We start from the raw sequence: 19123 nt of genomic DNA, 5'->3' as shown, positions 1-19123 counted from the left end.
ATATATTGTTTTTAAAAGAAATTAAATTTAATATGTAAATGAAAAAAGTGTATTGGGCCTGATGTTTTTCATTTGATAAAAAATATAGGGTTGTTTGAAAGTTTCAATCACGCTGAAAAAAGTTGTTTTTAAAGCATTTAAAGCGGAATATTATTTGATTGTTTGGAATCGAACATGAGTTTCGGTTTGATTTCAATTAAAATGAAAAAGCGGCGAAAGAAGGATTTCGCCGCTTTTTGCATATTCAAATTGTAATTTAATGTAGTCAATAAAAGCTGTTTTCGCCTTCGGGACGGGTTTTGAAGCGTTTGTGCAGCCAGAAATATTGTTCGGGATGCTCGCGTACCCGCTCTTCGATGAAGTCGTTCATGCGCTGGGTATCGGCTTCGACATTTTCGGTCGGAAAATTGTCCCAAGCCGGATAGAAGCGCAGGGTTACGGTATTGTCGGCTTCGCGCGTGGGGATGGCGGGAATGATTTTGGCTTTAGTCATGCCGGCGATACGACTGAGGCCGGTAATCGTGGCCGTCTGAATGCCGAAGAAATTGACGAAAATGGAATCGTTGCGGCCGAAGTCTTGGTCGGGCAGATAAAGAAAGGGCGCATCGCTTTTGCGCAGGTGTTTGATGATGGCGCGCAGGCCTTCTGTGCGGCCGATCAGGAACACATTGTTGTAGCGATGGCGGCCTTTCAGGATTTGCTCGTCCAGTGCTTTGTTTTTTTGGTGCGAATACATGCTGGTCAGCGGCACATCCTGATTGAGCGTGTAAACCGCCATTTCAAATGCGGTAAAGTGCGGATAGAGGATGATGACTTTTTCGCCGGCGGCGAGGGCTTCGTCAAGATGGTGCTTGTCTTGATAGCGTACCAACGAGCGCAGCTTGTCCGCAGGCGCGTACCAGTAGAGGCCGTATTCGAGCATCAGCTTCGCCATGTGTTGGAAATGGCGTTTGAGCAGGACGGTGCGCTGGCTGTCGTTTAGCTCGGGAAAACATTTTTTGAGGTTTACCTCGCCGACTTTGTGGCGCGGTTTGACTGCGTAATAGGCGAGAATACCGATCGCATCGGCAATCTTGTGCAACACGCAAAAAGGCAGCAGGCGGATGAGGTAGAGAAAAAGGAAGGCGGCTTTCATGAAGGCTCGCTGTATGTAGGCAAAGGGTTATTATAACCGAAAGGCCGTCTGAAAACGGGCTGGAACATATTTCAGACGGCCTGAATGTCGGCTTACCATTGGAAACGGCCGCGCTTGACCTGTAGGCCGTCAGGGTTGAGTTGCGAAGCCAATCCGTGATTGCGCAGGGCGTGGGTGAGGGCGACGGCGAGTCCGTCGGCGGCATCGGCTTGCGGCGTGCCGGAAAGTGCGAGCATTTGGACAACCATATGCTGCACCTGCTCTTTGGCGGCCTTGCCCTTGCCAACCACAGCCTGCTTGACCTGAAGCGCGGTGTATTCAAATACGGGCAAATCGTGCATGACCAAAGCGGCAATCGCCGCACCGCGTGCCTGACCGAGCATTAACGTCGCGGCCGGATTGACGTTAACGAACACTTGCTCGATGGCCGCCTGATGCGGCTGATAGTGGCGGATGATTTCGTCGATATGGCGGACAATCACGGCGATGCGTTCGGAAAGCGACGCGCCGGTCGGCGTTTTGATACAGCCGGAAGCAACATAATGATGTTCGCGGCCGTGGACATCAATCACGCCGAAGCCGGTCACGCGGCTGCCGGGGTCAATGCCGAGAATGCGTGTGGGTTGGAACTGGGACATAGTGCGTGTTTAAAGTAATCGGTGTTTCAGGGCAGGCAGGCGCGTGCGCACGCTTTGCAGACGCGCAGTATCCAAATCAGCACAAATTACGCCTTCGCCTTCCGGCAGCGTAGCCAATACGTCGCCCCAAGGGTCGATAATCATACTGTGGCCGAATGTGCGGCGGCCGCTTTCATGCAGTCCGCCTTGTGCCGACGCGATGACGTAGCATTGGTTTTCCACCGCACGGGCGCGTAGCAGCAATTCCCAATGCGCCTTGCCGGTCGTATAGGTAAACGCAGCCGGTAATAGCAAAACATCAAACGGCTGCTGGGCGCGGAAAAATTCAGGAAAGCGCAAATCGTAGCAGACGCCGGCTGCCAGCGGAACATCGTCCACGCTTAACTTCGGCACATCGCTTCCTGCCAGTATCGTATCGGCTTCAGCGTAGCGTTCGCCCAAACCGGAAAAGCCGAAAAGGTGCATTTTGTGGTAAAGCCCGATTCGATTGCCGTCGCGGTCATACACCAGCATCGTGTTCATCACCTTGCCAGCGTCTGGGCTTTGCAGCGGAACCGTACCGCCAAACAACACCACGCCGCATTCCCTTGCCGTTTCGCTTAAGGCCATCTGAAAACGGGTGTGGCAGGTTTCGCCAACTCGTCCATCGTCCAAAGGCTCGGCAAATGCCAGCTTGTCCGTATCGTTTTTGCCCATCAGCGGCCAATATTCGGGCAGCAACACCCAATCCGCCCCTTGTTCGGCAGCCTCGCAGACAAGGCGCTTCATGGTGGCAATATTGGTTTCTGGGTCGGTGGACGACACCATTTGCACAGCGGCGGCGTGTAAAGAGCGCATCATCAAAACTCCTGTCAGATTTTGCAAGAATTGTAACTTGTTTACGCACAAGGCCGATACAATCGTCACACAATTCCTCTCCAAAAAAGGATAAACCATGAACTTAAAACTTCTCCTCACTGCCGCACTTTCCACCGCCGCACTTGCCGCACATGCCGACGTACAGCTTTACGGCAGCATCAAAAGCGGCATCGAAACCTCGCAAACCCGTTTCGGCGGCCAAACATACAGCCGAACCGCCGTTGCCGACCAAGGCAGCCACATCGGTTTACGCGGCTCGCATCCGATTGGCGGCGGAACGAATTTTATTTGGGAAGTCGAACAAGACACACCGGTCGGTAAAAGCGGCTCCATCCGCCAAGACTGGCGCGAACGCCGCGAGAATTTTGGCCGTTAAAGGAAAGATTGAATAGTACAGACCGTCTGAAAGATTTTCAGACGGCCTGTTTTTTATAGTGAGGTCGATTGATTTAAAGAATACACTTAAAAGGCGGTAATCAATAATATCTTAATATTTTCAAAATTTAACAGTTTTGTGTAACTTATTGATTAATTAATAGATTAATAAGATATTGGTTGATTGATTAGAAAACCAGCATTGTCTTTGCTTGAAAATTAATAAATTATCAAGTAAGGTTAAATGCAAGCGGTTTTATCCGTGAGTTAAATATTAATCAATAAGATAGGATGGTATAACCATGAACGAAGATATTATCAAAGGAAAATGGGAGCAGCTTAAAGGTAAAGCCAAAGAAAAATGGGGCGAGTTGACAAACGACGATTTGGACATCATCGAAGGCAAGCGCGATCAGTTGGCTGGTAAAATCCAAGAGCGTTACGGTCGCACTAAAGATGAAGCTGAAAAAGAAATTGATGATTGGTTGAACAACTAAGACCGTTGAATTTCACCATAAACGGTCGTCTCTCCCTCGACCGTTTTTATATTAAACCGAAAGGAAAAAATCATGCTTCATTATTCGATCGTTTTCTTTATAATCGCTATTATTGCAGCTGTATTAGGTTTCGGTGGCATTGCAGGTAGTGCGGCAGGCATAGCCAAAATTTTATTTGCCGGTTTCTTGATCTTGTCGGTGATATCACTGATTTTTGGCAGGAAGAAATAATACCTGTAGACCAATAAGGTTGTATCAAGCCACTACTCCGTCAAATAGGCCGTCTGAAAAATCAGGATAACTGGTTTTCAGACGGCCTTTGTTCTTATAATAGCGGTTTATTTTTTACACACCCAGCAACGGAGTTTCCATGCAGTTTTCAGCATTCGGCGAAAAATTCACACAACACAGCGGTATTTTGCAGTTGATGGACGATTTGGGCGACGCGCTCAAAAGCGACAAGCCCGTCAATATGCTTGGCGGTGGTAATCCGGCGAAGATTGCTGAAGTCAATGCGGTGTTCGCCGATGTGTTTTCCAAGTTGGCAGCGGAACACGCTGTTGAGAATATCGGCAATTATTCCAATCCGCAGGGCGATGCGGCGCTGATTGCGGCTTTGACTGAGTTTCTCAACCGCGAATACGGTTGGAATCTGACGGCGGACAATATCGCGCTGACCAACGGTTCGCAAAACGCGTTTTTCTATTTGTTCAACCTATTTGGCGGCAAATTCAATCTTTCAGACGGCCAAACGGCTGAGAAAGCCATTTTGTTGCCGCTTGCGCCTGAATATATCGGTTATGCCGACGTGCATGTCGAAGGGCAGCATTTTATTTCGGTAAAACCAAAAATCGAAAATGTCGAACACGAAGGCGAAGCGGGATTTTTCAAATACCGCGTGGACTTTGACGCGCTGGAGAGCTTGCCTGAATTGAAAGAGGGCAAAATCGGTGCGATTTGCTGTTCGCGCCCGACCAACCCGACCGGCAATGTGTTGACTGACGGCGAGATGGCGCGTTTGGACGCTTTGGCGCAAGAACACGGGATTCCGCTGATTATCGACAACGCTTACGGAATGCCGTTTCCAAATATTATTTACAGCGATGTGACGCTCAACTGGCACGAAAACATCATCCTCTGCTTCAGCCTTTCTAAAATCGGCCTGCCCGGCGTGCGTACCGGCATTATTGTCGCTGCGCCGGAAGTGGTCAAAGCCGTCAGCAGTTTGAATGCGATTGTGAACCTGTCGCCAACCCGTTTTGGCGCGGCGATTGCGGCTCCGCTGTTAAACGACGGCCGTCTGAAACAGCTGGCCGACCAAGTGATTCAGCCGTTTTACCGTCAGCAGGCGCAAACGGCGGTTTCCCTGCTCAAACGCGAATTGGGCGCGTATCCGTTGAAAATCCACAAGCCTGAAGGTGCGATTTTCTTATGGCTTTGGTTTGAAAACCTGCCTGTTTCGTCGCAAACCTTGTACGAAATGCTCAAGGCCGAAGGCACGCTGATTATTCCGGGCGAGCATTTCTTTGTCGGTATTGATAGGCAAGACTATCCGCACGCGCACGAGTGCATACGCATGAGCATTGCGCAGGACGCGGAAACGCTGGAAAAAGGCATTGCCGCAATCGGTCGCGTGGTGCGCGGTTTGTATGATAAAAAATAAACGCTTTGAATAGACAAAGGCCGTCTGAAACCTAAACAATCGGGTTTCAGACGGCCTTTTTGTCGGACTTAGATATGGTGGATAACCAGTTTTTTGCCTTCGTAATCGAGGACGTTGACGTCCATATCGAATAAGGTTTTGATGTTTTCGGCGGTGAAAATATCGTTGGGCTTGCCCTGCATGGCGACTTGGCCGTTTTTCATGGCGACGACGTAATCGGCGTAGGCTGCTGCCTGGTTGATGTCGTGCAGGACGACGACGGTGGTGCGTTTGTGTTCGTCGGTCAGCCGGCGCAGGATTTGCATGAGGGAGCGGGCATGATACATGTCGAGGTTGTTCAGCGGTTCGTCCAGCAAAACGTAGTCGGTGCGCTGACAGAACACCATGGCAATCATGGCACGCTGGCGTTGGCCGCCGGAAAGCTCGGTCAGGTAACGGTCGGCAAAGTCTTGCAGGTGGAACTCGGCAAGCGCTTCTTCGACGATGGTTTTGTCGTTTTCAGACGGCCTGCCTTGGTGGTAGGGATAGCGGCCGAACATGAGCAGGTCGCGCACGGTAATGCGGCTCATGATGCTGTTTTCTTGGGTAAGGATGGAGAGCGTGCGGGCGAGTTCGGCGGTGGGGGTGGTTTTGATGTCTTTGCCTGCGTAGCTGATGTCGCCGTGTACCAAGGGCTGCAGGCGTGCCATAAAGGAGAGGAGGGTGGACTTGCCTGCGCCGTTCGGGCCGATTAGCGCGGTAATGCCGCCTTCGGGGATGTCGAGGCTGACGTCGTTGAGGATGGGGTTGTTGCCGATGGTGTGGCTGACGTTGCGGATGGTAATCATAGGCGGGTCCGAAAATGGGAAGTTGGGGTTTCAGACGGCCTTTCAGCATGAGGCCGTCTGAATTTTATTCCTGTATGGTGTGGTTAGATTTCGCTGACGGTAACAAATTCGGGATTGTCGGCTTGGTCGATCAGGAAGGCGCGGACGCGTTCTTGCCAAAGCTCGCCGAATTGTTTGAGTTCGTCGGCACTTGCGCTGCCGCTGACGGCTTTGGGCATGATGTCGCGCATTTGCGGCGCAAAGGGTTGAAGCGCGGCATTGAGGCTGACGGCAACGGTTTTGCCGGTATCGCGGCGGCGGAGTGCGAGTGTGCCGTTGATTTCGCCTGCACCAAAGGACAATAGGTGGCGGCGGGCAAAGCGTCCGGCAGGGCCTACGCCGCCAAAGCCGGTTTCAGGTGCCGCGCCGGTAAGGAGTTGGACGACGGAAGCGGTAACGCCGGTTGTACCTTCGTCACGCTCGCCCTGCATAAAGGCTTCAATGTCGCCGCGTTGCGGCAGCTCTGCGCCGTAAAGGGCTTTCAGGCCTTTGACCACCATCAGGTAGGCTCCGGCAACGGTTGGGCAGGAATGGCCGCACAGGCGCACGGCATCGGCGTAGTGGTAAGTGAGGATGCCGTTTTCGGCTGCGCCGAGGAAGTCGGCCAATGCGTCTTGGACGGTAATGGTCGGTGCATTATCGAAGAATGAAGGGAGGTGTTCTTGTGTCATGAGGGTTGTCCTTTATAGGTTTGCTTAGGCCGTCTGAAGGTTTCAGACGGCCTGAGTTTATTTTTGCGAGCGGTTGGGCACGTTTAATTTATTTCTTTTTCAACACCAAATATAAAAATACCAATCCGCCTGCAAATTCGACGACCACGCTCAATACAGCCTGCATGCCGAGGAAGTGTTCGAAGATGGTTTGCCCGCCGACCAACAGGATGCCGCCGACACAAAAAGTCATGGGCAGGCGGACGGAATGTTTGACCGACGGGGAAAAATGGTTGGCCAGCGCGGCAACCAGCAGGCCGAAAAAGCTTACCGGGCCGACAACGGCGGTCGCGGTCGCAACCAATGCAGCGATCCACAACAGCAGCCATAAGGTATTGCGCGTGTAGTTGATGCCCAAATTGATGGCCTGATTGCGGCCGAGTAGGTAAACATCGAGGCGGTGGCGTTCGCGCCAGATTACGGCGGCGCTGATGAGCAACACGACTGCGCCGATGCCCAACAATTCCGAGTGGACGGTATTGAAGGTGGCAAACATATTCGCCTGCGCGGCGGTAAATTCTTCGGGGTCAATCATGCGCGAAAGCAGCGATGACAGGCTGCGGAACAAAATCCCGAAAATCACGCCGATTAAAATCATGCGCGACAAATCGCGTCCGCCCTGTTTGATGAGCGTGTAGAACAGCAGCAGCGAGCCGCCCATCATGACGACCAGTTCAAAGCCGAATTTTCCCGTCAACGGCAGGGAAGCATAGCCCACGCCGCCGAGCGTAAACACCAGCAAGGTCTGCAAAAACACATACAGCGAATCGAAACCCAAAATCGAAGGGGTCAGAATCGGATTGTTGGTCAGCGTTTGGAAGAGTTGCGTGGACACGCCGACCGCATAGGCGACCATCAGCAGCGCGGCAAGCTTGGTCAGGCGTAGGTGCAAGACAAAGTCCCAATCGCCTTTGACGTTGAGCGTCATAAACAGGACGCAGGAAACCAGCAACAGTGCAAAGGCGACCCACAACGGACGGCTGCTTCCTGCCATAAAACCGATATTTTTTTCAGACGGCATGAGCAGGTTTCCTTAATAAAAGCCACAAAAACAAAGCCGTCCCCATCACGCCAAAAACCGTAGAGACCGGAATTTCAAACGGAAACACAATCACGCGTCCGACAATATCGCACAGCAATACCAAAGACGCGCCCAGCAAGGCCACTGCAGGCAGGCTTTGGCGCAGCTTGTCGCCCATCAGGCGGCTGATGATGTTCGGCACGACTAGGCCGATAAACGGAATATTGCCGACCGTCACGACCACCAAAGACGTAATCAGCGCCACAATAATCAGCCCCGACCACAGAATCGCCGTCCGGTTCAGCCCCAAGTTCACGCTTACCGTTTCGCCCAAACCCAAAATTGTCAGCTGGTCGGCAATCAAATAGGCAAACAAAGCCAAAATCCCCGTTGCCCACAACAGCTCATACCGCCCGAGCAACACGCCGGAAAAATCGCCCTGTTGCCACACGCCGAGCATTTGCAGCATTTCGTTTTCATACGCGATAAAGGTGGCCACCGCCTCAATCACCCCGCCGAAAATAATCCCGACCAAAGGCACCATCAGTTGCGCGGTCGGTGGCAGGCGGCGGATCAGCAGCATAAAGACCAACATCCCGATCAGTGCGGAAACGGCGGCAACCGACATTTTTGCCAGCAGCGGCGCGGCCGGTAGCAGCAGGGTCATCAACAGCAAACCCAAAGCCGCGCTTTGGCTTGCGCCCACCATCGACGGTTCGACAAAACGATTGCGCATCAAAATCTGCATAATCATGCCGGCTACCGCCATCGACGCACCTGTCAGCACAATCGCAAACGTGCGCGGCAGGCGGCTGATGAACATGACTTGCTGGCTGTCGGATAGCGAAAACAGGGCGGACCATTTGAATTCGGCCACGCCGACCGACAGGCTGACGACAAACAATATCAGCAGCGCCACACCGTTGATCGCATTTAAAAATGAAGGTTTGTGAAACATAAAATGGTTCGGAAAAAAATAAGGCCGTCTGAAAGAGGGGTTAAGGTGTTTGGCAAAAAAGGCAGGTTTGCCCATCATAAAAACAGATGCAAACAGGCAAAACTTGTCCATTTGCACCATGTATTTTCAGACGGCCTAAATCCAATGACTTCAGATCAAGCAACTTGACCATGTGAGTCATCAAATCCTTCAGGCCGTCTGAAAGAAACGGGCGGCTATGCCCGCGCCGAATTACTTGGCGGCATTAAACGCATCGCTTACCTGTTTGGAAGCATTCAGCAATTCTTGCGCGCCGCCGGCCGCCAGATAGGTTTCCGGCACGAGGTACACGACTTGGCCTTTTTTCCAGGCGGTTGTTTCGGCAACCAGTGGATTGTTCAACACATCTTTTGCCGCCTGACCTTCTTCGCCGATGGCCGCGCCGCGGTCCAAAACAAACAGCCAATCAGGGTTTTTCTCTTTCAGGTATTCAAAGCTGATAGGCTGGCCGTGGCTGCCTTCTTTAATCGATTCATCGACAGCGGGAACACCGATGTCTTTATGCAACCAACCGCCCAAACGTGAGGAAGGGCCGAAAGCCGACATCTTACCGCCGTTGACCAATACCACCAAACCCTTGCCTTTGCCTTGCGCAGCAGTTTTCGCCGCTTCAAACGAAGCATCGATTTCCGCTTTCAGCTTGTCCGCTTCGGCCTGTTTGCCGAAGATTTGCGCCAGCGCGTCGATGCGCTCTTTGGAGCTTTCTTTCAGATTGGCGGTTTCGGCGGTCATCTCGATGGTCGGTGCGATCTCGTTCAACTTGTCAAACGCTTTGGCTGCACGGCTGCCGATGATGATGAGCTGCGGTTTGTAAGCGTTGAGTGCTTCGTAGTCAGGCTCAAACTGCGTGCCGGCAGGTTTCGTGGTTTTGAAATATTCGTCCAAGTAGGGCAGGCGGTTTTTGTCGATGGACAAACCGGTTTTCACGCCCAGTTTGTTTAAAGTATCGAGCATGCCCAAATCGTAAACGGCGATACGCTCCGGATTTTGCGGCACTTTCGCATCGCCGCGCGTGGTTTTCACCGTCAGGCTTGCGCCTTCGGTTTGGGCGGCAGAAGCGGAAGCAGTTTGGGCCTGATTGGAAGCAGAATCTTTTGGTGAACACGCACCCAAAGCGAGGGCGCAGCATACGGCTAAAGCGGTCAAACGTAACATAGAGTTTCTCCGTAGTCGGAAATAAAGTAAATCGAAATGATAACTTGTATCGGATTATAAAGCTAGATGCCGTCTGAAAACTTTTGTTTTCAGACGGCTTTTTCAAGCTGATTGCTTAGAAGCGGTAGTTCACGCCCAAGCGTACATCACGTCCGGTACCTGGTAGGGTATTGGTCCAGCGTTGGCTGTGCGGATAGTAGAACTTGTTAAACACGTTGTTGACTGAAAGATTGACATTGAGCGTGTCTTTGCCCAGCGGTTTCCAGTTGGCGAAGACATCGTTCACACCGAAACCTTGGCGTACAACGTTTTCCAGTTTGCCGTCGCGACCTTTTTGACCCGCCACCAATATCGAACCCACGGCTTTTTGAACATAGCGTCCGCGCCAGCCGATTTCCAGATTCGGATTTTGGAAGCGGTAGGCAAGGGAGGCCGTCCAAGTGCGGCCGGTTTGTGCGCCAAACTCGGGGTTCGCGCTTAACAATTTATCTTTGTGCGTATCGTAAAAACGCGGTTTGCTGTGGCTTACGCCGACTTTGGCAGTCAGGCCGCCTGTACGGTAGGATGCGCCTAATTCGTAACCGTGGTTTTTGACGTAGCCGGCGTTGACGGCTTCACGGATGGCGACAGAGTCGTGGCGGTTTTGCGGATTGGCAAGCGCGTCTTTGATGGTCTGCCAGAAGTAGCTGCCGTTTGCGGCAAACGTGCCGTCGTTGTAGTTGAAGCCGATTTCGGTATTGCGCGCGCGTTCAGCTTTAGTGCCGTCGGCAATCGAGATGATGCCGCGTTTGCCGTGGGTTTGCAGCGCGTCATACAGGCGCGGGCTGCGGCTGGCGTAGTTGTGGCTTACGCTGAAGCTCAAGTTTTCGACAGGTTGGTAAATTACGCCCAGACTCGGGTTGACTTTGCCGTCTGAAACCGATTTGCCGTCATGGGTTTTGATATCGAAATGGTCGTAACGCAGACCGCCGGTCAGGGTAACATCGCCGATATCTTGGATGGCTTCGACATACACGCCGTAATCGGTTTTGGTCGGGTTGGTCAGGCTGTATCCGCGTACCAGACTTTGCAGGGCGGCATTGGTGCTGGTGTATTGCGAATTCAGGAAGGTATGAGGTTTGATTTCCTGATGGCGGTAGTTGACACCGTATTTCAACAGGGTTTTTTCGGCAAGGCGGCTGTCGAAGTTGATATTTGCACCTTTGGTGGTGATTTTGGTTGTGGTCGGACCTGCCACATTGCCTGCGTAACCGCTGCCGCTGTCATCGGCGGAATAGCGTTCGTTTTCCAACACATAGGCGTTGGCGTTCAGTTTTTCGACAAAGCCCAGGTTTTTACCCGTGTACTCCAAGTTGGTGTTGGATTGGGTAGTTTCACGGTATGAGGGTTTCTGCCTGTCTTTTGCAGGGTCGGACTCGAAGATTGTAAACTCTTCACGCACAGTACGGATGCCCCGGTGCTGGTCTTTCATGTGGCTCAACACGATGCGGTGGTCGCCGTCGCCGAAGGTTGTTCCGATTTTGGCCAGGTAGCTGCGTTTGTCCAGTGCGCTGTAAGGTACGGTTTTGCCGCCGTTGGGACTTTTGTAGCCTTTACCTGCTTCGTAATCTTTTTCATCGTTGCGGTTGTAAGAGAATAAGCCGTCGAAGTTGCCGGCTTTTCCGAACACGCTGGCGCCGTAGTTTACGCCGTCATTGCTGGCATAGCCGCTGCTGAGGCGCACGCCCCAGTTTTTGTCCAAACCTTTTAGCAAGTCTTCGGCATCGACTGTTTTAGTAATAATCGCGCCGTTGGTCGCGCCAATACCGGCAGATGCCGAGCCCGCGCCTTTCTGTACGGAGACGATTTTGACCAGCGCAGGGTCGATGATGAAACGGCCTTGGTGATACAGTATTTGGCTGTCGGAATAGGCGTTGTCCACCTTGATGTCGACAGAGTTCTGACCCATGCCGCGCAAGGTCATGTGTTGGGATGTGCCGTTACCGCCGCCGAAATCGATGGCAGGTTCTTCTTTTAATAATTCGCGCAAATCGGTTGATGTGCTTTCGTCTTTTTGACGAAGGGTGACGATATTGGTTTTGATTTTGCTGCCTTGGCGGTCACCTTTAACGGTAACGGTATCAAGCACAACATTGTCTTTGGCTTCATTTTCTGCGTGTGCAAAACCGGCCGCCAGTGTCAGTGACAGCAGGCTCAGTCGAAACAGGGGCGTATTCATTGAGAAATGTCCTTAATAAAATGACAGTAATAAAAAATAAAAGCAAATAAAGAGAAATTATCTTTAAAATATGCAATTAAGAATAATCATCATTTATAATAATGCATTAAAAAGAAATAGTTGTAAAGAGTTGTGTTGCATTTGTAAAGAAATTGTGTTGTTTTTAAACGAATTTTGCAGTTTGTATGTCAGGCCGTCTGAAAAATAAGTGATCGGGCATTTTTGCGTATGAAAATATTTGGAAAGACTGCATAGAATTTTTTACTTTTTCCCTTGAATTTGTCGCAAACAACCCAAATCTACCCGCCATTACGGCAGGCTTTCTACTAAGTGTGCCGCTATTTTCAAGCAAACCGTGTCTGTCATGTCCGACAGACAATTGTTTTCAATCTATTTATTTATCGGAGCATTAAGACATGACCATCCGCCCTTTACACGACCGCGTAGTCGTCAAACGCTTAGAAGCTGAAGAAAAAACCGCCTCCGGCATCGTTTTGCCGGGTGCGGCTGCTGAAAAACCCGACATGGGCGAAGTAATCGCCGTGGGTGCGGGCAAAATCGGTAAAGACGGCGAGCGCCGTCCGCTGGATGTCAAAGTCGGCGACAAAGTGATCTTCGGCAAATACAGCGGCCAAACAGTAAAAGCCGACGGCGAAGAGCTGTTGGTAATGCGTGAAGAAGACATCTTCGGTATCGTTGAATAATTGTTGAATTAAGTTTCAGAACTAAAGGCCATCTGAATCAAACATGAAGTTTTCAGACGGCCTCGAACAGATTTTTAATATTGATTTGGAGAATTTAAATGGCAGCAAAAGACGTACAATTCGGCAATGAAGTTCGCCAAAAAATGGTAAACGGCGTCAACGTATTGGCAAACGCCGTACGCGTAACTTTGGGTCCTAAAGGCCGCAACGTGGTGCTCGACCGCGCTTTCGGCGGCCCGCACATCACTAAAGACGGTGTGTCTGTTGCAAAAGAAATCGAATTGAAAGACAAATTCGAAAACATGGGCGCGCAAATGGTGAAAGAAGTGGCGTCTAAAACCAACGACGTAGCTGGCGACGGTACCACTACTGCAACCGTATTGGCGCAATCCATCGTTGCCGAAGGCATGAAATACGTTACCGCCGGCATGAACCCGACAGACCTGAAACGCGGTATCGACAAAGCCGTTGCCGCTTTGGTTGACGAGCTGAAAAACATCGCCAAACCTTGCGATACTTCTAAAGAAATCGCCCAAGTCGGCTCTATTTCCGCCAACTCTGACGAACAAGTCGGCGCGATTATTGCCGAAGCGATGGAAAAAGTCGGCAAAGAAGGCGTGATTACCGTTGAAGACGGCAAATCTTTGGAAAACGAGCTGGACGTGGTTGAAGGTATGCAATTCGACCGCGGCTACCTGTCTCCTTACTTCATCAACGACGCTGAAAAACAAATCGCTGCTTTGGACAATCCGTTTGTATTGTTGTTCGACAAAAAAATCAGCAATATCCGCGACCTGTTGCCTGTTTTGGAACAAGTGGCCAAAGCCAGCCGTCCGCTCTTAATTATCGCTGAAGACGTAGAAGGCGAAGCCTTGGCGACTTTGGTGGTAAACAACATCCGCGGTATTCTGAAAACCGTTGCCGTTAAAGCCCCTGGCTTCGGCGACCGCCGCAAAGCCATGTTGCAAGACATCGCCATCCTGACCGGCGGCGTGGTCATTTCCGAAGAAGTCGGCCTGTCTCTGGAAAAAGCGACTTTGGACGATTTGGGTCAAGCCAAACGCATCGAAATCGGTAAAGAAAACACCACCATCATCGACGGCTTCGGCGACGCTGCCCAAATCGAAGCGCGTGTTGCCGAAATCCGCCAACAAATCGAAACCGCGACCAGCGAATACGACAAAGAAAAACTGCAAGAGCGCGTGGCCAAACTGGCAGGCGGTGTGGCAGTGATCAAAGTCGGTGCCGCTACTGAAGTCGAAATGAAAGAGAAAAAAGACCGCGTAGAAGACGCGTTGCACGCTACCCGCGCAGCCGTTGAAGAAGGCGTGGTTGCAGGCGGCGGCGTAGCCCTGTTGCGCGCACGTGCTGCTTTGGAAAACCTGCACACCGGCAATGCCGATCAAGACGCAGGCGTACAAATCGTATTGCGCGCCGTTGAGTCTCCGCTGCGCCAAATCGTTGCCAACGCAGGCGGCGAGCCTAGCGTGGTGGTGAACAAAGTGTTGGAAGGCAAAGGCAACTACGGTTACAACGCAGGCTCCGGCGAATACGGCGACATGATCGAAATGGGCGTACTCGACCCTGCCAAAGTAACCCGTTCTGCGCTGCAACACGCCGCATCTATTGCCGGCCTGATGCTGACCACAGACTGCATGATTGCCGAAATCCCTGAAGAAAAACCTGCTATGCCTGATATGGGCGGCATGGGTGGTATGGGCGGCATGATGTAAGGCCGTCTGAAACCTTCAGACAAAAAGCAAAACCGCACGGTAATCAGCCGTGCGGTTTTTTTATTTGCCAGTAGAGGCGTGAGATGGTGCAGAGGGCATGCCATGATTTACAGAGAAATAAGGGTAGCCATTTCCATTGAATCAGAAGCAGTTAAATAAACTTCATCATCAAAAAAGGCCGTCTGAAACTTTATTTTGCGTTTCAGACGGCCTGCTTAATGATCTAAACAGTTACTTTTTGCTTGAACGGCTGTATCGGACGGCTTGAGACAAGATTTCTTCAATTTCTATCCACATAATGCCTCCTTACAGTAAACCAGGTTGACCTAAAGCCGGGTCGTTGGCTCGGGCGGCTTGTGCGTCTTCGACAGTCAGCCCCAAGGCTTTCGCCACGCCTTCACCGTATGCCGGATCGCAACGGTAGCAGTTGCGGATATGGCGGTATTTGATGAAGTCAGGCGCATCGCCCATGGCTGAGGCGGTGTTGTCGAACAAAGCCTGTTTCTGTGCGTCGCTCATCAGATTGAACAAAGCACGCGGTTGACTGAAATAGTCGTCATCGTCTTGTCGGTAGTCCCAGTGCGCCGCGTCGCCGCTGATTTTCAAAGGCGGTTCGGCGAAGTCGGGCTGTTGCTGCCATTGGCCGAAGCTGTTGGGTTCGTAGTGCGGCAGGCTGCCGTAGTTGCCGTCGGCGCGTCCTTGTCCGTCGCGCTGGTTGCTGTGAACAGGGCAACGCGGGCGGTTGACGGGAATTTGGCGGAAGTTTACGCCCAAACGGTAGCGCTGCGCGTCGGCGTAATTGAATAGACGGGCTTGCAGCATTTTGTCGGGGCTGGCGCCGATACCGGGAACGAGGTTGCTCGGTGCGAAGGCGGATTGTTCCACATCGGCGAAGAAGTTTTCGGGATTGCGGTTCAACTCAAATTCGCCCACTTCAATCAGTGGATAGTCTTTTTTCGGCCAAACTTTGGTCAGGTCGAAAGGATGATACGGCACTTTTTCCGCATCGGCTTCAGGCATGATTTGGATGTACATCGTCCATTTCGGAAACTCGCCGCGTTCGATGGCTTCGTACAGGTCGCGCTGGTGGCTTTCGCGGTCGTCGGCGATGATTTTTGCGGCTTCTTCGTTGGTTAGGTTTTTAATGCCTTGCTGGCTGTGGAAGTGGAATTTCACCCAAAAACGCTCGCCCGCTTCGTTCCAGAAGCTGTATGTATGCGAACCGAAGCCGTGCATATGGCGGTAGCTGGCGGGGATGCCGCGGTCGCTCATGACGATGGTGACTTGGTGTAGGGCTTCGGGCAGCAGCGTCCAGAAATCCCAGTTGTTCGTGGCGGAGCGCATATTGGTGCGCGGGTCGCGTTTGACGGCTTTGTTCAGGTCGGGGAATTTACGCGGGTCGCGCAGGAAGAACACGGGCGTGTTGTTGCCGACCATATCCCAGTTGCCTTCTTCGGTATAAAACTTCAAGGCAAAGCCGCGGATGTCGCGTTCCGCATCGGCAGCGCCGCGCTCGCCTGCCACGGTGGTGAAACGGGCGAACATCTCGGTTTTTTTGCCGACTTCGCTGAAGATTTTGGCGCGGGTGTATTTTGTGATGTCGTGTGTCACGGTAAACGTACCGAACGCGCCCGAACCTTTGGCGTGCATACGGCGTTCGGGGATGACTTCGCGCACGAAGTCGGCAAGTTTTTCATTCAGCCACAAATCCTGCGCCAGCAGAGGGCCGCGCGGACCGGCGGTCAGGCTGTTTTGATTGTCGGCAACAGGCGCGCCGTTGTTCATGGTCAGGTGGGTAACTGGGCATTTGGAGATGGACATAGTTATTTCCTTTGTGAAATGGTCAGTGGTTTATAAAACGATTTGCCGGAAGGCATATTCGTAGCCGGTTTCTTGATCCTCATAAATTTCTTGTATCGACATTTTATTTCCTTTTGCTGTTAACTATTAAAAGAACTATACAGAAAGGTTTTAACTATTGGAACTATGAAATCGATTTAGAATTAATATTAATAATCAGAAATTAAATTTCATTAGTTTTTATTAATAATTAAGCTATAAAAAAGGCCGTCTGAAACTTTATTTTGCGTTTCAGACGGCCTTATTTTTAGTCAAAACAAAGGATTATTTATCCAGTTTGGCTTTGCGTTCTTCCAACCAATGTTCCAAGTAGTGGATGCTGACGCCACCTTTTTGGAAACCTGGGTCGCTGAACAAGTCGCGGTGCAGCGGCGTATTGGTTTTGATGCCGGTAATCGCCAGCTCGGCAAGGGCTACGCGCATTTTTGCCATGGCTTGGTCGCGGTCTTTACCGACGACGCAGATTTTGCCAATCAGGCTGTCGTAGTAAGGAGGGATGCGGTAGCCTTGGTAAATATGGCTGTCAACGCGGACGCCGAAGCCGCCGGGCAGGTGGCAGCTTTCAATCAGGCCGGGGCTTGGAATGAAGTTGTACGGGTCTTCGGCGTTGATACGGCACTCAAACGCGTGGCCTTCGACTTGAATGTCTTCCTGTTTGTATTGCAAAGGCAGGCCGGATGCGATGCGTAATTGCTCTTGGACGATGTCTACGCCGGTGATGAGCTCGGTAACCGGATGCTCAACCTGAACGCGTGTGTTCATCTCGATAAAGAAGAATTCGCCGTCTTCGTACAGGAATTCAAACGTACCTGCGCCGCGATAGCCGATGCGTTTGCAAGCGTCGGCACAGGCTTTGCCGATTTTGGCGCGTTCTTCTTCAGTGATGAACGGAGCCGGTGCTTCTTCGATGACTTTTTGGTGGCGGCGCTGCATGGAGCAGTCGCGCTCGGCGAGGTAGATGGCGTTGCCGTGTTCGTCGGCAATCACTTGGATTTCGACGTGGCGCGGACGTTGCAGATAGCGTTCCATGTAAACCATCGGGTTGCCGAATGCCGCGCCTGCTTCGGCTTTGGTCATTTCGACAGACTGGAGGAGGTCTTCTTTTTTCTCGACGACGCGCATACCGCGACCGCCGCCGCCGCCGGAGGCTTTGATAATGACGGGATAACCGACTTTATCGGCGATTTTGAGGATTTCTTCGCCATCGTCCGGCAATGCGCCGTCAGAACCGGGAACGCAAGGCACGCCGGCTTCGATCATGGCGTGTTTGGCGGATACTTTGTCGCCCATCAGACGGATGGTGTCGGCTTTAGGGCCGATGAAGACAAAGCCGGATTGTTCGACTTGTTCGGCAAAATTGGCGTTTTCGGCGAGGAAGCCGTAACCTGGGTGGATGCCGTCGGCTTCGGTTACTTCGGCGGCAGCAATGAGGGCGGGAATGTTGAGGTAGCTTTGTGCAGATGCGGCAGGGCCGATGCACACGGATTCGTCGGCGAGTTTGACGTGCAGGCTGTCTTTGTCGGCTTCGGAATGGACGGCGACGGTGGCGATGCCCATTTCACGGCAGGCACGCAGGACGCGCAGGGCGATTTCGCCCCGGTTGGCGATCAATACTTTTTTCAGCATGATAATCTTTCCGGATGGTTCAGACGGCCTCAGCGGCCGCCTAATGCGTTGCGGATTTTCTGGTCGGTTTTGTATTGGCTCAAGGCGTAAACCGACCACATGGCTGCCGGTATCCAGCCAACCAGCGTACACTGCAGAATCAGACAGATGATGCCTGCAAACGGACGGCCGATGGTGAAAAACTGAAGCCATGGCAAGAAAATAGCCAAAATCAGACGCATGGTTTGTCCTTAATGAACAGAAAAAGGAATTTCAGACGGCCTTGAAGATAAAGGCCGTCTGAAAAAGCGGATTATTCAATGATAAAGAGCGGCTCGCCGTATTCGACTGGGGTACCGTTTTCAACCAGAATTTCTTTAACGACACCGGATTTCTCGGCTTCGATTTCATTCATCAGCTTCATGGCTTCGATAATGCACAAAGTATCGCCGGCTTTTACTTGTTTACCTACTTCAACGAAAGCTGCGGCGTTCGGGCCGGGAGCGCGATAGAACGTACCTACCATAGGCGATTTTTGCGCGTTGGACAAATCGCGAGCGGCAGGGGCGGCGGCCGGAGCGGCTGCGGCCGGAGCAGCAGGGGCGGCAACCGGAGCGGCTGCGGCAGGTGCCGGAGCAGCATAAATAGGCGCTGCGGCGGCAGTGGTACGCGTAATGCGGACTTTTTCTTCGCCTTCGGTAACTTCAATTTCTGCAATGCCTGATTCTTCGACCAAATCAATCAGTTTTTTTAATTTACGCAAATCCATTGCTTTTCCTTTTTAGCGCGGCATAAAGTGCATATTGGGTATGCGCCGCTGTGGTTTTAGATGATTTCCTGAGACGTCGGAAGGTAGGTTTGCCATCCGGCGTTTAAATAATGTCGGAACAGGGCGGAGCCTGAGAAATGAATCTGGTTATTTTCCCGAACTTGTCGGTAAATGTCCAGTAAAAGATAGAAAAAAGGCGTTTTTCGGCGAAAAAAGAAAGGAACGCTGATTTTCGTTAAAAAGTGATTTTTTCAAGAGCGTTTATTCTAATTTATTGGTTTTTCGACAAAACATGCCGTCTGAAAACCAACTTTGCGCG

19 protein-coding genes are annotated in these 19123 nt (G+C 51.7%); 6 read left to right on the top strand and 13 right to left on the bottom strand.

Features of this window, described 5'->3' with window-relative positions:
• Nucleotides 1-265: 265 nt before the first annotated feature.
• The 3 genes from ACTHTJ_RS03725 to ACTHTJ_RS03715 all read right to left on the bottom strand — a co-directional run bounded on the left by ACTHTJ_RS03725 (nucleotide 266) and on the right by ACTHTJ_RS03715 (nucleotide 2613).
• Nucleotides 266-1135 (bottom strand): lipid A biosynthesis lauroyl acyltransferase, encoded by an 870-nt coding sequence (locus ACTHTJ_RS03725; protein WP_070584608.1) that lies wholly within the window; start codon nucleotides 1133-1135, stop codon nucleotides 266-268.
• A gap of 92 nt (nucleotides 1136-1227) precedes the next feature.
• Nucleotides 1228-1773 (bottom strand): crossover junction endodeoxyribonuclease RuvC, encoded by a 546-nt coding sequence (gene ruvC / locus ACTHTJ_RS03720; protein ID WP_003684216.1) that lies wholly within the window; start codon nucleotides 1771-1773, stop codon nucleotides 1228-1230.
• Nucleotides 1774-1782: 9 nt separating this feature from the next.
• Complete coding sequence (locus ACTHTJ_RS03715; protein ID WP_070584610.1) at nucleotides 1783-2613, bottom strand: carbon-nitrogen hydrolase family protein; 831 nt, start codon at nucleotides 2611-2613, stop codon at nucleotides 1783-1785.
• A gap of 94 nt (nucleotides 2614-2707) precedes the next feature.
• On the opposite strand from ACTHTJ_RS03715, the gene ACTHTJ_RS03710 reads away from it, so the two are divergent.
• From ACTHTJ_RS03710 to ACTHTJ_RS03695, 4 genes are all read left to right on the top strand, one after another.
• Complete coding sequence (locus ACTHTJ_RS03710) at nucleotides 2708-3007, top strand: porin (RefSeq protein ID WP_063068318.1); 300 nt, start codon at nucleotides 2708-2710, stop codon at nucleotides 3005-3007.
• Between the two features lie 301 nt (nucleotides 3008-3308).
• Complete coding sequence (locus tag ACTHTJ_RS03705) at nucleotides 3309-3503, top strand: CsbD family protein (protein WP_070584611.1); 195 nt, start codon at nucleotides 3309-3311, stop codon at nucleotides 3501-3503.
• Between the two features lie 72 nt (nucleotides 3504-3575).
• Nucleotides 3576-3734, top strand: coding sequence for a DUF1328 domain-containing protein (locus tag ACTHTJ_RS03700; RefSeq protein ID WP_039862543.1), 159 nt, complete (start codon nucleotides 3576-3578; stop codon nucleotides 3732-3734).
• A 139-nt stretch (nucleotides 3735-3873) separates the two neighbouring features.
• On the top strand, nucleotides 3874-5166 hold the full coding sequence (locus ACTHTJ_RS03695) for a valine--pyruvate transaminase (protein ID WP_070584613.1): 1293 nt from the start codon (nucleotides 3874-3876) through the stop codon (nucleotides 5164-5166).
• A 68-nt stretch (nucleotides 5167-5234) separates the two neighbouring features.
• Here ACTHTJ_RS03695 and ACTHTJ_RS03690 read toward each other — a convergent pair whose 3' ends face one another.
• The 6 genes from ACTHTJ_RS03690 to ACTHTJ_RS03665 form a co-directional block, all read right to left on the bottom strand.
• A complete protein-coding gene (locus ACTHTJ_RS03690; RefSeq protein ID WP_070584615.1) occupies nucleotides 5235-5993 on the bottom strand; it encodes an iron ABC transporter ATP-binding protein in 759 nt (252 codons plus the stop codon).
• 83 nt (nucleotides 5994-6076) lie between these two features.
• The gene (locus ACTHTJ_RS03685) at nucleotides 6077-6703 is read right to left on the bottom strand and encodes an FmdE family protein (RefSeq protein WP_070584617.1); all 627 of its coding nucleotides are present in this window, start codon (nucleotides 6701-6703) and stop codon (nucleotides 6077-6079) included.
• An 88-nt stretch (nucleotides 6704-6791) separates the two neighbouring features.
• A complete protein-coding gene (locus tag ACTHTJ_RS03680; RefSeq protein ID WP_004520978.1) occupies nucleotides 6792-7763 on the bottom strand; it encodes an iron chelate uptake ABC transporter family permease subunit in 972 nt (323 codons plus the stop codon).
• Nucleotides 7753-8721: an ABC transporter permease gene (locus ACTHTJ_RS03675; RefSeq protein ID WP_070584836.1), complete on the bottom strand. Its 969-nt coding sequence runs from the start codon at nucleotides 8719-8721 to the stop codon at nucleotides 7753-7755. Before ACTHTJ_RS03675 ends, ACTHTJ_RS03680 begins: the two co-directional genes overlap by 11 nt.
• 231 nt (nucleotides 8722-8952) lie before the next feature.
• Complete coding sequence (locus tag ACTHTJ_RS03670; protein WP_070584619.1) at nucleotides 8953-9915, bottom strand: siderophore ABC transporter substrate-binding protein; 963 nt, start codon at nucleotides 9913-9915, stop codon at nucleotides 8953-8955.
• A gap of 115 nt (nucleotides 9916-10030) precedes the next feature.
• Complete coding sequence (locus ACTHTJ_RS03665) at nucleotides 10031-12133, bottom strand: TonB-dependent siderophore receptor (protein ID WP_070584620.1); 2103 nt, start codon at nucleotides 12131-12133, stop codon at nucleotides 10031-10033.
• 416 nt (nucleotides 12134-12549) lie between these two features.
• On the opposite strand from ACTHTJ_RS03665, the gene groES reads away from it, so the two are divergent.
• Nucleotides 12550-12837, top strand: a complete 288-nt coding sequence (groES, locus tag ACTHTJ_RS03660) for a co-chaperone GroES (protein ID WP_003684150.1) — start codon at nucleotides 12550-12552, stop codon at nucleotides 12835-12837.
• A gap of 98 nt (nucleotides 12838-12935) precedes the next feature.
• Nucleotides 12936-14570 (top strand): chaperonin GroEL, encoded by a 1635-nt coding sequence (gene groL, locus ACTHTJ_RS03655; protein WP_049322649.1) that lies wholly within the window; start codon nucleotides 12936-12938, stop codon nucleotides 14568-14570.
• Nucleotides 14571-14876: 306 nt separating this feature from the next.
• Here groL and katA read toward each other — a convergent pair whose 3' ends face one another.
• The 4 genes from katA to accB all read right to left on the bottom strand — a co-directional run bounded on the left by katA (nucleotide 14877) and on the right by accB (nucleotide 18804).
• The gene (gene katA / locus ACTHTJ_RS03650) at nucleotides 14877-16391 is read right to left on the bottom strand and encodes a catalase KatA (protein ID WP_070584622.1); all 1515 of its coding nucleotides are present in this window, start codon (nucleotides 16389-16391) and stop codon (nucleotides 14877-14879) included.
• A 303-nt stretch (nucleotides 16392-16694) separates the two neighbouring features.
• The gene (gene accC / locus ACTHTJ_RS03645; RefSeq protein ID WP_107810421.1) at nucleotides 16695-18056 is read right to left on the bottom strand and encodes an acetyl-CoA carboxylase biotin carboxylase subunit; all 1362 of its coding nucleotides are present in this window, start codon (nucleotides 18054-18056) and stop codon (nucleotides 16695-16697) included.
• Nucleotides 18057-18085: 29 nt separating this feature from the next.
• Nucleotides 18086-18277: a YqaE/Pmp3 family membrane protein gene (locus ACTHTJ_RS03640; RefSeq protein ID WP_003680299.1), complete on the bottom strand. Its 192-nt coding sequence runs from the start codon at nucleotides 18275-18277 to the stop codon at nucleotides 18086-18088.
• Nucleotides 18278-18348: 71 nt separating this feature from the next.
• Nucleotides 18349-18804, bottom strand: coding sequence for an acetyl-CoA carboxylase biotin carboxyl carrier protein (gene accB / locus ACTHTJ_RS03635; protein WP_070584624.1), 456 nt, complete (start codon nucleotides 18802-18804; stop codon nucleotides 18349-18351).
• Nucleotides 18805-19123 lie beyond the last annotated feature (319 nt).

Origin of the sequence: Neisseria sp. P0018.S001 (assembly GCF_051957355.1) — a bacterium.
GTDB classification, from domain to species: Bacteria; Pseudomonadota; Gammaproteobacteria; order Burkholderiales; family Neisseriaceae; genus Neisseria; species Neisseria subflava_A.
This window is presented reverse-complemented; position numbering and strand designations above follow the sequence as displayed.